This window comes from Kitasatospora sp. NPDC034035, from assembly GCF_055575755.1.
Map to the genome: position 1 here is coordinate 112,528 of NZ_JBVISA010000002.1, position 13,784 is coordinate 126,311.

Sequence of the window (13,784 nt, forward strand, 5' to 3'; positions counted from 1 at the left end):
ACCACTTGTCCGTTCCGCCTCCGCCCCAGATGCCGTACGGTCCGCCGCCGGGCGACGGCAACCCCTACTCCTCCGGCGGCGCCTACGGCGCTCCGCCCCCGCCGCCCGGCCAGCCCGGGTACGGGTACCCCAGCGCCCCGCCGCCGCCCGGCCAGCCGTACGGCTACCCGCAGCCCGCACCCGGCTACGGGTACCCGCCGCAGGGCCCGACGGACGGCCTGACCTGCCGGTTCTGCGGCGGCTACCCGGCGGTGAACGCCAGCGTCCGCGGCCACCAGGGCCTGCTCGTGGCCTACCGGATGCTGCGGATGTCCGGCCCGTTCTGCCGCACCTGCGGCACGGCCACCGTGCGCGACATGTCCGCCCGGACGCTGGTCCAGGGCTGGTGGAGCCTGGTGTCGTGGCTGCTGACCCCGATCACGCTGCTGCTGAACCTCGGCCCGCACAACCGGTTCAAGCAGCTGCAGCCGCCCGTCCCGGGCAGCCACGGGCCGCAGCTCGACCCGGGCGTCCCGCTGACCCGCCGTCCGCACATCGCGATGCTGGTGGTGCCGGTCTCGCTGGCGGTCACCATCGTCCTGGCCGCCACCGGGGTGCTCGGCCCGACGAAGGACAACGGCCCGTCCGACCCGATCACCGCGGCCCCGGCGCCGACGCCCTCCTCCTTCACCTTCACGCCCTCGCCGCCGCCGGCCTTCCCCTCGCCGACCTTCACGATCCCGTCGGTGCCGAGCATCACCCTCCCGCCGGTCACGACCCCGACCGACGACACGGACGCCGTGGACTCGGCCAAGGCGGGCGACTGCCTGCACAACGACAACGGCCCGGCCGGCGCGACCACCGACACCCACCCGAAGGTCTCGGTGCTGCCCTGCACCGACGCCACGGCGCAGTACAAGGTGATCTACAAGTACCTCGCCACGTCCGACGAGAAGGTCTGCGAGAAGCAGCCGAAGGCGGACAGCTGGTACACCCGCACCTACACCAACTTCCCGGCCCTGAACTACGTGCTCTGCCTCAAGAAGCTCAAGTAGCTCACGCAGCTCAGGCAGCCCGCCGCAGCACGCGAGGGGTGGCCCCGGCCGAGTGCCGGGACCACCCCTCGCGTCGTGTCCGGAGCCGGTCCGGACCCATAGCCGAAGCTGAAGCCGAAGCCGGCACCGGAGCCGGAGCCGGAGCCGGCGTCAGCCCTGCTGCTGCTCGGCCCACCAGGCGCGCAGCGCCGCGACCGCCTCGTCGTGCTCCATCGGGCCGTGCTCCAGCCGGAGTTCGAGCATCTGCTTGTACGCCTTTCCGACCTGCGGACCGGGCTTGAGGCCGAGCAGCTCCATGATCTGGTTGCCGTCCAGCGCCGGGCGGACGGCGTCCAGCTCCTCCTGCGCCTTCAGCTCGGAGATCCGCGTCTCCAGGCCGTCGTAGGTGCGCGAGAGCGCGGCCGCCTTCTTCTTGTTGCGGGTGGTGCAGTCGGAGCGGGTCAGCTTGTGCAGGCGCTCCAGCAGCGGCCCCGCGTCGGTGATGTAGCGGCGCACCGCGGAGTCGGTCCACTCGCCGCCGCCGTAACCGTGGAAGCGCAGGTGCAGCTCGACCAGGCGCGAGACGTCCTCGGTGAGCTCCTTGGAGTACTTGAGCTCGCGCATCCGCTTGCGGGTCATCTTGGCGCCGACCACCTCGTGGTGGTGGAAGGAGACCCGGCCGTCCGACTCGAAGCGGCGGGTGCGCGGCTTGCCGATGTCGTGCAGCAGCGCGGCCAGCCGCAGGGTGAGGTCCGGGCCGTCCTGCTCCAGGTCGACGGCCTGCTCCAGGACGGTCAGCGAGTGCTCGTAGACGTCCTTGTGCCGGTGGTGCTCGTCGCGCTCCAGCCGCAGTGCGGGCAGCTCGGGCAGCACGTACCCGGCCAGGCCGGTGTCGACCAGCAGGCGCAGGCCCTTCACCGGGTGCTTGGCCAGCAGCAGCTTGTTCAGCTCGGCCTGGACCCGCTCCGCCGAGACGATGGTGATCCGCTCGGCCATCGCGGTCATCGCGGCGACCACCTCGGGCGCCGGTTCGAAGTCGAGCTGGGCGGCGAAGCGGGCGGCCCGCATCATCCGCAGCGGGTCGTCGGAGAAGGACTCCTCGGGGGTGGCGGGGGTGCGCAGCACCCGGGCCTCCAGGTCCTCCAGGCCGTTGTGGGGGTCGACGAAGCCGCGGCCGGGCAGGTCGACGGCCATCGCGTTGACCGTGAAGTCCCGGCGGACCAGGTCCTCCTCGATGGTCTCGCCGTAGGTCACCTCGGGCTTGCGGGAGGTGCGGTCGTACGCCTCGGAGCGGTAGGTGGTGATCTCGATCAGGAAGGAGCCCTCGGGGGTGTCCTTGCGGGCACCGACGGTGCCGAAGGCGATGCCGACGTCCCAGATCGCGTCCGCCCAGCCCTTGACCAGCTTGAGAACCTGCTGCGGGCGGGCGTCGGTGGTGAAGTCCAGGTCGTTGCCGAGCCGGCCGAGCAGCGCGTCCCGGACCGAGCCGCCGACCAGCGCCAGCCGGTGACCGGCCGCCTGGAAGCGGTCGGCGATCTCGTCGGCGACCGGCGACACCCGCAGCAGCTCTTGCAGGCCCAGGGTCTGGGCCTCGCTCAGGCCTGGTACGGCCTGGAGGGCGGTGCTGGGACGATCGGTGCGCGCGGTGGGCTCATTGGCAGTGGACACGGCTCACAAGGGTACGTGCCCCGGCAGGTCAACCGCCCGCGCGTTTTGGGCGTCTCTTCCCACAGCCCGCAACACTGCACCGCGGGCTGCATCGTTACCATGCCGGTGGACGGGTCTCGGGCACCGGACAGGGGACACGGTGTCCAAGCGAAGACCGTCGGGCGGACCGCGCCGGACGGGACGAACAGCATCAGCAGCGAGCGATCGAGAACGGCGAGGGCGAAGCGAGTGAGCGAGCCGGCACGGCACTCGGGCCTGGGGGCGCACCGACAGCCTGGACGGGCCGAACGCCCGGCCGAGGGGCGTCATCCGGTGCGCCGGGCGGGCCTGCGCCTCGCCGCCGCCTGCGCGGCCGCCCTGACCCTCTTCACGGCCGCCCCGGCCGGTGCGCTGCCGGCCGGCGGCGACATCGCCTCGGCCGAGTACCCGGTGGTGCTGACCATCGAGTCGCTGGCCCCGCAGGTGGCCGCCCCCAACGGCACCGTGACGATCACCGGACACGTCACCAACGCCGGCAAGTCGGCGCTCAAGGGCGCCCACGCGGCGGTCCGCAAGCCCTTCTCCGGCAAGCCGCTGGACCGGCGCAGCGATCTGGCGAACGTGGCCGGCCGTTCCGCGCCGGACGGCAAGGACGGCGTGGAGCTGGACAGCCCGCAGTACGCCCTGCCGGAGCTGAACCCCGGCCAGACCCTGCCGTACACCCTGAGCGTCGCGGTGAACGACCTCGGGCTGTCCTCGAGCGGGGTGTACGAGCTCGCGGTGGACGCCTGGGGCTCGACCGCCGACAACTCGCACGACCGGGCCCTGGGCATCGCCCGGAGCTTCCTGCCGTACAACCCGGGCGGTGCCGAGGCGCAGCCGACGAAGGTCGCCACGCTCTGGCCGCTGGTGCACGCGCCGGTGCTGGCCGCGCAGACCGTCGCCGACAACGACCAGTCCGTCCCGGTGCTGCGCGACGACAGCCTGGCGGCCGAGTTCGCCCCGGGCGGCCGGCTGTACGAGCTGGTCGACACCGGCTCCAAGCTGTCCGGGCTGACCTGGGTGGTCGACCCGGACCTGCTGGACGCCGCGTTCGCGATGACCAAGCCGTACCGGGTGCAGAAGCCGGGCACCGAGTCCGCGGGCAAGTCGGCCAGGGACGACAACACCGTCGTGAACAACGGCTCGGCCGCCGCCACCGCCTGGCTGGACAAGCTGCGGGCCGCGGTCGCCAAGCCGGACAGCCAGGTGGTCGCGCTGCCGTACGCCGACCCGGACCTCGCGTCGATCGCCCACAACGGCGCCGACCTGCCCGGCATGACCACCGCGCTGAACAAGGCCGCCACGGCCGGTCGGCTGACCGTCGAGGGCCGGCTCTCCGTGGACACCCGTTCCGATGTCGCCTGGCCGTACCAGGGCTACGTCGACCAGCAGATCGCCGGGCTCGCCCAGCAGGCGGGCAGCGGCCTGGTGCTGGCCAACGGGGCGAGCCTGCCGGAGCCGGACTCGCTGAACTACACCCCGACCGCGGTGCGCCCGATCGGCAACGGGCAGAGCGCCGTGGTCGCCGACGAGACGGTCTCCGGGCTCTTCCAGAGGGACCTGAGCACCGCGAAGGACCAGACCGAGGCGACCCAGCGCTTCCTCGCCGAGACCTTCGCGATCACCCACGAGCAGCCGCAGAACCAGCGCGGCCTGCTGGTCATGCCGCCCCGCGAGCTGAGCGTCAACACCGCGAAGGTGCTGGCGAGCGCCCTGCAGGCGGCGTCCGGCAAGTGGATCTCCCCGGTCAAGCTGGACGCGGTGGCCCAGGCCCCGGCGGACCAGAAGGCCAACACGGGCGTCCCGGCGGCCGCGGACTACCCGACCCAGGCCCGCGCCTCGGAGCTGTCGGCGGCCGATCTGATCGGCACCAACAAGATCCAGTACGACCTGGACACGCTGATGCGGGTGCTCACCCTGCCGCAGCGGGTGCGCGGCCCGTTCAACGCCGCCATGGTCCGGTCGCTGTCCACCGAGTGGCGCAGCCAGGCCGCGGCCGGCGGCGCCTACCGCGCCGGCGTCACGCAGTACCTGCAGGAGCTGACCAAGGCCGTCCAGGTGCCGCCGAAGACCGTGGTCACGCTGGCCGGCGACACCGGTCTGCTCCAGGTCAGCGTCCGCAACGACCTGACCCAGGCGGTCACCAACCTGAAGCTGGTGCTCACCTCGACCCAGCCGAACCGGCTGAACGTGCGCCGGGAGGAGGAGCTGGTCCTCCCGGCCTCGCAGAGCGCCACCCTCCGCTTCCAGGCCGAGGCGCACAACAACGGGCCGGTCGGCATGACCGCCCAGCTGTGGACCACCGGCCCCGACTCGCGGCCGTACGGTGCGGCCCAGCCGTTCACGGTGCAGGTCACCTCGGTGACCAACGGCGTGCTGTACGTCTTCGCGGGCGCCGGCCTGCTGCTGCTGCTGGCCGCGCTGCGCTTCATGCGCCAGCGCAAGCGGCGGGGCGGGGAGCCGCACGAGGACGGCGACCAGCCGGTCGGGGACGCCCCGGCGACGGGCGGGGCCGCGGCCGAGGAGCCGACGGCGGACAAGGCGGACGAGGCGGACGAGGCGGACGGGGCCGAGGGGTCCGAAGCCGCCGCCCGGGCCGACGGGGAGGGGCCGGCGGGCGACGCCGCTGGTGACGCTCCCGCGCAGACACCGCGCGGCAGCAGCCCGGATGGCCGGGATCGGGCCGCCAGTGATGAGAAGGTTGGTCCTTGATACCGCCGACCCCCCGTGACGCCGGGCCGGCCTCCCCCACGACAGCGAAGAGGTGACATGACCGGGCGCAGCGAGGAGCGGCAGCCGGGCCGCGGTGAGAGCCGGCCGGGTGCCGAGTCGCCGTCCGGCGACTGGTACGTGGCCGACACCTACGCCCAGGACCCGTACGCGGCCGACGCGTACGGGAACCCGCAGGACGGCCAGGACCCGTACGGTCTGCGGGCCGGCCGACCGGCCGCGCCGCAGCAGCCGGCCGCCGCGTACGACGTGCCGCCGCAGCTGCCGCCGCAGGGCGGCGGCTATCCGACGCCGGTGCCGCCCGCCCCCTACCCGGCGGCGGACCACTTCTCGCCCCCGGTGCCGCCGGTGCAGCCCGGCTGGGACACCCCGGGGCAGGCCGGCTGGCAGCCGGAGCCGGCCCCGGCTCCGGCCCGCGGCCCGTGGGGCGGTGCCGAGCAGCCGCAGCAGCAGTGGGAGCCCGGCCCGGCGCACTCCGCCTGGGACTCCGAGACCACCGAGTACGTCGGGGTGGACGCGCTGTTCGGCGGCCGCCAGGCGGAGGCCGCGGCCCCGCCGCCGGTACCGCAGCCCGCCCCGGCCCCGCAGACCACCCCGCCGGGTGCCCACGGAGCCGTGCCGCCCGGCGCGCCCGTGCCGCCGCCCGGCCCCGCGCCGTACCCGCCGATGGGCGGCTACCCGGGGCAGCCGCAGCACGCCGGCCCGCACGGGCAGCGCCCCTTCGTGCCGCCGATCGAGTTCGACCCGCCGCTCTCCGAGGAGGAGGCCACCATGCAGGTGGCCGCCGTCGCGGTGCCCCCGGCGGTCGAGCCGCTGGCGGACCTCGCCGCCGAGGAGCAGGCCGCGCCGCCGGAGTCCGCGGGCGCGGCGGCCCCGGCGGCCGGCGGCGGGGGCGGCAAGGTCGCGAGCCTGCTGAACTCCAGCGCGATCATGGCGGCCGGCACCCTGGTCTCCCGCGGCACCGGCTTCGTCCGGACCATGGTGATCACCACGGCCATCGGCGTCGGCGTGATGGGCGACTCGTACAACGCGGCGAACACCCTGCCGACCCTGCTGTACATCCTGATCGGCGGCGGCGCGCTGAACGCGGTGTTCGTGCCGCAGCTGGTGCGCAGCATGAAGAACGACGAGGACGGCGGCACCGCGTACGCCAGCCGGCTGCTCACCCTGGTGATGGTCGGGCTGGCCGGCGTGGTGTTCCTGGCGGTGCTCGGGGCGCCCGTGCTGGTCCAGCTGATCGCCCACCCGATGATGGCGAACCCGGAGCGGGCCGCCACCACGGTGGCGCTGGCCCGCTACTGCCTGCCGACCATCTTCTTCATGGGCATCCACGTGGTGATGGGCCAGGTCCTCAACGCCCGCGGCCGGTTCGGCGCGATGATGTGGACGCCGGTCCTGAACAACGTCGTGGTGATCTTCACCTTCTCCGCCTACATCTGGGTCTACGGCGGGTTCGGCACCACCCACGTCACCCCGGAGTCCATCTCGCCCGAGGGCGTCCGGCTGCTCGGCCTCGGCACCCTGATCGGCCTGGTCGTCCAGTCGCTGGCGATGATCCCGTACCTGCGGGCGGCCGACTTCCGCTACCGGCCCCGCTTCGACTGGCGCGGCCACGGCCTGGGCAAGGCCGCCCGGCTGGCCAAGTGGACGTTCTTCTTCGTGCTCGCCAACCAGGCCGGCTACCTGGTGATCACCCAGCTGTCCACCAAGGCCGGCGCCGCCGCGGCCGCGGCCGGTCACGACGGTGTCGGCCTGGCCGCGTTCTCCAACGCCCTGCTGATCTGGCAGCTCCCGCAGGCCGTGATCACCGTCTCGATCATGAGCGCGGTGCTCCCCCGGCTGTCCCGGGCGGCCGCCGACGAGGATGCCGGTGCCGTCCGCGACGACATCTCCTACGGTCTGCGCACCACGGCGGTGGCGGTCGTCCCGGCGGCCTTCCTCTTCCTGGCGCTCGGCCCGGTGATCGGCCGGTCGATCTACGCCGTCGGTGGCGACGCGAGCGTCCTGAGCGGCGCGACCAACGTCGGCCTGATGCTCTCCGCCTTCGCCCTGGGCCTGATCCCGTACTCGGCCCAGTACGTGATGCTGCGCGGCTTCTACGCCTACGAGGACACCCGGACGCCGTTCTCCAACACCGTCTGGGTCGCGGTCTGCCAGGCCGCCTTCTCCCTGCTGTGCTGGCTGCTGCTGCCCGCCGAATGGACGGTGACCGGCATGGCGTTCGGCTACGGCCTCGGGTACGCCATCGGGGTGGCGGTGGCCCTGCCGAAGCTGAAGAAGAAGATCGGCGGGCTGGACACCAAGCGGATCGGCAAGACCTACAGCCGGCTGGCCGCCGCGTGCGTCCCGGCCGCGCTGGTCGGTCTCGGCGCCAGCCTGGGGATCCAGCAGGTGCTCGGTGGCTGGACGGGCAGCGTGGCCGCCCTCGTCGTGGCGGGCGGCCTGCAGATGAGTGTCTTCGTGCTGATCGCGAAGCGCCTGCGGATCGAGGAACTGAACGCCATGCTGGGCATGGTCCGCGGCCGACTGGGCCGCTGACCGTCCCTTCGACGGCCGGACGAGCGGGCGCCTTGACCGGGCGTCAACCGGAGCGGACAGCTCCTCGGCTCGTCCGGCCGACTGCTGGGTTGCCAGCCGCCCCGGGCCCGCCCGGCGGCCGGATGGCGACCCGGTGTCCTATCTGCACCACATCTCTCCACCCGTACGCAACCGAGTGGACCCCTCAGCGGTCGTACCCGGTGGAGAAGAGTGGGCACAATTGTCCTGGAGCACAGGGCCGCCAACCCGCGGGCTCCAGCGACTCTCGGCCGGGGCGACACAAGGGGAGGCAGGACCACGGTGGCTGATGGCACCAAGGCGGTCGTCGACACGTCAACAGCTGACGCGGCGGCGGACGAAGCCGCGCTGGCCGCGGCGATCGACGAGTTCGCGGTCGCGAAGGACGCCGACGGGCGTGCCTCCGCCGACGGCGGCAAGGGCGCCTCCACCGCTGCCGCCGCTCCCGGGGAGAACAGCGGGGACGTCGAGGGGGACGCTGACGACGACTCCGACCGGGACTCCGGCCAGGCCTCCGACGGGGACACCGACCGGGAGGACCCGCCGGCCGCCGCCCCGGAAGCCTCCGTGAGCGAGGAGACCTCGGAGATCACCGCCCCGCTCTCGGTCCGGGAGATCGCCGCCGAACTGGCCGCCGGCTCCGCCCCGAAGAAGCCCGCCCCCGCGCCGACGCCCGCCAAGCGCCGCCCCACCGACCCGCAGCCCACGGTCGACCCGCGCGACACCGCCACCCTCCCGCGCACCCTCCCCGCGCCGCAGCGGCGCAGCGGCGACATGATCGGCCACCGGTACCTGCTCGAGGAGTGCATCTCCCAGAGCGACACCTTCAGCAGCTGGCGCGCCGTCGACGAGAAGCTGCGCCGGGCCGTCGGCGTCCACCTGATGGCCTCCGGCCACCAACGCGCCCGCAAGGTGCTGGCCGCGGCCAAGTCCGCCGCCCTGCTCGGCGACCCGCGCTTCGTCCAGGTCCTGGACGCCGTCCAGGAGGGCGAGCTGGTCTACGTCGTACGGGAGTGGCTGCCGCACTCCTCCGACCTGGCCAAGCTGCTCGCGAACGGCCCGATGGAGCCGCACGAGGCGTACCAGATGGTCCGCCAGGTCGCCGACGCGGTCGCCGCCGCCCACCGGCGCGGCCAGGCCCACCTGCGGCTCACCCCGCGCTGCGTGCTGCGCACCGACAGCGGCCAGTACCGGATCAACGGCATCGCGGTCGACGCCGCCCTGCGCGGGCTGCCCGTCGAGGGCACCACCGAGGACGCCCAACGCACCGACACCCGCGCGATCGGTGCCCTGCTGTTCGCCGCGCTCACCCACCGCTGGCCGTACCCGGAGGACCGCTACGACCTCCGGGGCCTGCCGAAGGGCCTCCAGAACGCCGCGCCGGACCAGGTCCGCGCCGGGGTCCACAAGGGCCTGTCCGAGCTCGCCGCACGGGCCCTGTTCGACCACCCGCCGCACCACGCCGAGCCGATCACCACCCCGGAGGAGCTGGTCCGGGCGATCGCGCAGATGCCCCGGATCCGCCAGCCCGAGCCGGAGCTGCCCGCCTTCCCGGTCCCGCCCCGGCACAACACCCACGCCCTGCCCACCGCGCCCAACCCGACCCGGGTGGCCGACCCGGCGGTCGCCCCGCTGCCCGCCTCGTCGCGGCCCACCGCCTCCCGCCGGACGAAGCGGCGGCTGCGCCGGGTCGTCAAGGCCACCGCCTGGACGGTCGCCCTGGGCGCGATCGGCGTCGCCTCCTGGCAGTTCGTCGGCAGCCTGCGCCACCCCGAGTCGTCCGCCGCCGCGCCGCAGCCCACGGTCACCAGCTCCTCGCCGAGCCCTCACGCCAGCACCCACAACCCGGTGCCGATCGCCATCAAGGAGGCGCAGTCGTACAACCCGCTGGGCGACGGGCCCGAGGGCACCGAGAGCATCGGGAAGGCCATCGACGGCGACCCGAACTCCGCCTGGACCACCGGCTGGTACGTCGACCAGTTCGGCCCCAAGGCGCCCGCCCTCAAGTCGGGCACCGGCCTGCTGATCGACCTCGGCACCCAGCAGTCGGTCTCCTCGGTGAACGTCCAGTTCCTCGGCGGCGAGCAGACGGCGGAGCTGCGGGTGCCCACCGGGGCCGCCACCACCAACCCGATGCAGGCCAAGCCGGAGAGTTTCAGCATCGTCGGCAAGAAGGCCGGGACGAACGTCGAGTACACCCTCGACTCCCCGGTCACCACGCGCTACCTCTTGATCTGGCTGACCGGTCTGACCAAGGATGGCGACACCAGGTACCGCGGCCACGTCGCCGAGGTGAAGGTCTCCGGCTGACCGCACGGCTCGCGCACCGGAACGACGGCAGAGGTCAAGGGGTGACAGTGGCGGACGACGACGCGGCGTTGCTCGCCCGGCACGTCGCCGGCGACCAGGAGGCCTTCGGCCTGCTGGTGAACCGGCACCGCGACCGGCTCTGGGCGGTCGCCCTGCGCACCCTGGGCGACCGCGAGGAGGCCGCCGACGCGCTCCAGGACGCCCTGGTCTCCGCCTTCCGCGCCGCCGCCGGCTTCCAGGGCCGCTCGGCCGTCACCACCTGGCTGCACCGGATCGTGGTCAACGCCTGTCTGGACCGCGCCCGGCGCAGCGCCACCCGCCGCACCACCCCGCTCGACGAGGACCCGCAGCGGCTCGACACCCTGGTCGGCTCCGCCGAGCCGGCCGACTCCCCGGTGGTCCGCGCCGAGCTGCACCGCGAGGTGACCGCGGCCCTCGGCGAGCTGCCCGCCGAGCAGCGGGCCGCGCTGGTCCTGGTCGACATGCAGGGCTACCCGGTCGCCGAGGCCGCCGAGCTGCTGGGCGTCCCGGTGGGCACCGTGAAGAGCCGCTGCGCGCGCGGCCGGGCGCGGCTGCTCCCGCTCGTACGGCACCTGCGGGAGAGCGACGGCGGGCCGGATGTTTCACGTGAAACACCGGGCGGCCACGGCTCGGCCCCACCGGTGCGGGGCACCCGGGGGAACCCGACGGCCCCCCGCACCGTCACAGGGACAGGCCCGAGCACCGGTCGGACGATGCTGGAAGGAGACGCGAGCACACGATGACCGCCAACCCCTTCTCGCCCGACCACACCGGGGACCACCCCCCGGTCGAGCAGCTCGCCGACCTCACCGAGGGGCTGGTCGACTCCCCCGAGGCCGTCGCGGCGCTGCGACGGCACCTGGCCGGCTGCGCCGAGTGCCGGGAGACCGTCGACGCGCTCGCCGAGGTCCAGGCGCTGCTCGGCGGCGTCGAGACCCCGCCGATGCCCGCCGACATCGCCGACCGGCTGGACGCCGCTCTGGCCCAGGCCGCCGCCGAGGCCCCGGCAACCGCCTCCGAGAACGACCGCAAGGCCCTCGCCCGCCCCCAGGAGGCCCCTGCCGCCGCCCGCCGGTCCGGCACCCCGGCCTCGCCCGTACGCGCCGCCACGGGGCCCTCCACGCCACCCTCCCGGCCCTCGGCCCGGCCCGCCGCCGCCACCGGCCCCGGCCGCCCGCGCCCCCGGCGTCGATTCGCCCTGCTGCTCGGCGCCGCCGCCGCCCTGGCCGCCCTCGGACTCGGCGGGGCGCTGCTGCTGCACCCCGACGACGGGGCCGGCGGCCCCGCGGTCACCGCGGGCGCCCCTGCGGGCACCACCGCCGCCGCAGCCCCGGGACGCGCCCCGCACGGGGCGAGCGCCGGCACCGACTACCGCGCCGACCGCCTCGCCACCCAGATCCAGCAGTTGCTGGCCCGCTCGGAGAGCGCTCCGGGGCTGCGGCCGACCGGGCAGGCCAAGCCCGAGAGCGTCCTGCCCGCCGAGGGCGCCCGGCCGGAGCCCTCCTCCCCGGCTTCCCCGTCCCCCTCCGCTTCCGCCTCCCCGGCCCCCTCGGTGTCCTGCCCGCCCCCCGCCTCCGGCGCCCCGCTGGCCACCGACCGGGGCAGCTACGACGGCGCCCCGGTGGACGTCCTGGTCTACCCGGTGCCCGGCCGGCCCGACCTCGTGGACGTCTACCTGCGCGCCCCCGACTGCGGCCAGGTCGTCCTGCACCAGAGCGTTCCCAGTCGCTGACCAGTGGTTCCCATGCGATCCACGCCCAGCACGGCACGCCGCTTCCGGAGTTCGGGCACCTGGTACTGATCCGCCTGGGAATGCGAGACACTGGTCAGTCGTTGTCCCGGGCGGCGGAGCAGGACCGCCCTCCCCGCAGCTAACGCGGGTCGCGATGCGAACCAGGAGAAGCAGTGAGCGACGTCCGTAACGTGATCATCATCGGTTCCGGCCCGGCCGGGTACACGGCAGCGCTCTACACGGCCCGTGCCTCCCTCAAGCCACTGGTCTTCGAGGGGGCCGTCACCGCCGGTGGTGCGCTCATGAACACCACCGAGGTCGAGAACTTCCCGGGCTTCCGGGACGGCATCATGGGCCCCGAGCTGATGGACAACATGCGGGCCCAGGCCGAGCGCTTCGGCGCCGAGCTGATCCCCGACGACATCGTCGCGGTCGACCTCACCGGTGACATCAAGACCGTCACCGACTCCGAGGGCAACGTGCACAAGGCCCGTGCCGTGATCGTCACCACCGGCTCCCAGCACCGCAAGCTCGACCTGCCGAACGAGGACAAGCTCTCCGGGCGCGGCGTCTCCTGGTGCGCCACCTGCGACGGCTTCTTCTTCCGCGACCAGGACATCGCGGTGGTCGGCGGCGGGGACACCGCCCTGGAGGAGGCGACCTTCCTCTCCCGCTTCGCCAAGAGCGTCACGATCATCCACCGCCGGGACACCCTGCGCGCCTCCAAGGCGATGCAGGAGCGTGCCTTCGCCGACGAGAAGATCCGCTTCGAGTGGGACAGCGCGGTCGAGGCCATCCACGGCGACCCGAAGCTGAGCGGCGTCACCCTGCGCGACACCACCACCGGCGAGACCCGCGAGCTGGCCGTCACCGGTCTGTTCATCGCGATCGGCCACGACCCGCGCACCGAGCTGTTCAAGGGCCAGCTGGACCTCGACGCCGAGGGCTACCTCCAGGTCGAGGCCCCCTCGACCCGGACCAACATCCCGGGCGTGTTCGGCGCCGGCGACGTCGTGGACCACACCTACCGCCAGGCCATCACCGCCGCCGGCACCGGCTGCTCCTCGGCGCTGGACGCCGAGCGCTACCTGGCCGCGCTGGACGACCTGGAGGCCAAGGCCGCCGTCGTGGCGGTCTGACCCCCGGGCCACCGACCCACCCTCGCGGGGGTGTTGTGTTCCACGTGACACCCCCGCCCCGGCCAGGCAGAAACAGAACGGGCCCACCCGTTGTTCTCCTGGCAGCAGCCCCCTCCGTCCTAACCCGAGGAGTTCCCGTGGCCGGCGCCACCACCACCGTCACCGACGCGACGTTCCAGTCCGACGTCCTGGACAGCGACAAGCCCGTGCTGGTCGACTTCTGGGCCACCTGGTGCGGCCCGTGCCGTCAGGTCGCCCCGGTCCTGGAGGACATCGCGGCCGAGCACAGCGACAAGCTGACCATCGCCAAGCTCGACGTGGACGCCAACCAGGAGACCGCCGCCAAGTACGGCGTCATCTCGATCCCGACCCTGATCGTCTACAAGAACGGCGAGCCGGTGAAGTCCATCACCGGTGCCCGGCCGAAGGCGGCGCTGCTGCGCGAGCTGGCCGAGTTCATCTAGGTCGTCGGACCGTCGACCGCACGGCGGCGGGGGGGGGGGGCTGGGGAGGACGGGCCCAGGGTCTTTTTTTTTTCTTCTCTCCCCCCCCGCCTCTCGGGCTTCCCCTCTCCCCCCCCTCCCAGGACCCCCA

At 73.8% G+C, this 13,784-nt stretch carries 9 protein-coding genes; 8 read left to right on the top strand and 1 reads right to left on the bottom strand.

Going from position 1 to position 13,784, the window contains the following annotated elements; genetic code table 11:
- Nucleotides 1–29 precede the first annotated feature (29 nt).
- Nucleotides 30–1,034: an LppU/SCO3897 family protein gene (locus ACZ52J_RS03270; protein ID WP_465615425.1), complete on the top strand. Its 1,005-nt coding sequence runs from the start codon at nucleotides 30–32 to the stop codon at nucleotides 1,032–1,034.
- A 150-nt stretch (nucleotides 1,035–1,184) separates the two neighbouring features.
- Here the strand turns inward: ACZ52J_RS03270 and ACZ52J_RS03275 are convergent, their stop codons facing one another.
- Nucleotides 1,185–2,681, bottom strand: a complete 1,497-nt coding sequence (locus tag ACZ52J_RS03275) for a CCA tRNA nucleotidyltransferase (RefSeq protein ID WP_396289928.1) — start codon at nucleotides 2,679–2,681, stop codon at nucleotides 1,185–1,187.
- A gap of 312 nt (nucleotides 2,682–2,993) precedes the next feature.
- Here ACZ52J_RS03275 and ACZ52J_RS03280 point away from each other — a divergent pair, with 312 nt between their 5' ends.
- From ACZ52J_RS03280 to trxA, 7 genes are all read left to right on the top strand, one after another.
- The gene (locus ACZ52J_RS03280) at nucleotides 2,994–5,414 is read left to right on the top strand and encodes a DUF6049 family protein (protein ID WP_465615427.1); all 2,421 of its coding nucleotides are present in this window, start codon (nucleotides 2,994–2,996) and stop codon (nucleotides 5,412–5,414) included.
- Between the two features lie 57 nt (nucleotides 5,415–5,471).
- The gene (gene murJ / locus ACZ52J_RS03285) at nucleotides 5,472–7,970 is read left to right on the top strand and encodes a murein biosynthesis integral membrane protein MurJ (RefSeq protein ID WP_360502495.1); all 2,499 of its coding nucleotides are present in this window, start codon (nucleotides 5,472–5,474) and stop codon (nucleotides 7,968–7,970) included.
- Between the two features lie 300 nt (nucleotides 7,971–8,270).
- Nucleotides 8,271–10,298 (top strand): protein kinase family protein, encoded by a 2,028-nt coding sequence (locus ACZ52J_RS03290; protein ID WP_465615430.1) that lies wholly within the window; start codon nucleotides 8,271–8,273, stop codon nucleotides 10,296–10,298.
- Nucleotides 10,299–10,345: 47 nt separating this feature from the next.
- Nucleotides 10,346–11,062, top strand: coding sequence for an RNA polymerase sigma factor SigM (gene sigM / locus ACZ52J_RS03295; protein WP_360502500.1), 717 nt, complete (start codon nucleotides 10,346–10,348; stop codon nucleotides 11,060–11,062).
- Nucleotides 11,059–12,051 (top strand): hypothetical protein, encoded by a 993-nt coding sequence (locus tag ACZ52J_RS03300; protein ID WP_465615432.1) that lies wholly within the window; start codon nucleotides 11,059–11,061, stop codon nucleotides 12,049–12,051. Before sigM ends, ACZ52J_RS03300 begins: the two co-directional genes overlap by 4 nt.
- A gap of 173 nt (nucleotides 12,052–12,224) precedes the next feature.
- On the top strand, nucleotides 12,225–13,190 hold the full coding sequence (gene trxB, locus ACZ52J_RS03305; protein ID WP_465615434.1) for a thioredoxin-disulfide reductase: 966 nt from the start codon (nucleotides 12,225–12,227) through the stop codon (nucleotides 13,188–13,190).
- 137 nt (nucleotides 13,191–13,327) lie between these two features.
- Nucleotides 13,328–13,654, top strand: coding sequence for a thioredoxin (gene trxA / locus ACZ52J_RS03310; RefSeq protein ID WP_360502507.1), 327 nt, complete (start codon nucleotides 13,328–13,330; stop codon nucleotides 13,652–13,654).
- Nucleotides 13,655–13,784 lie beyond the last annotated feature (130 nt).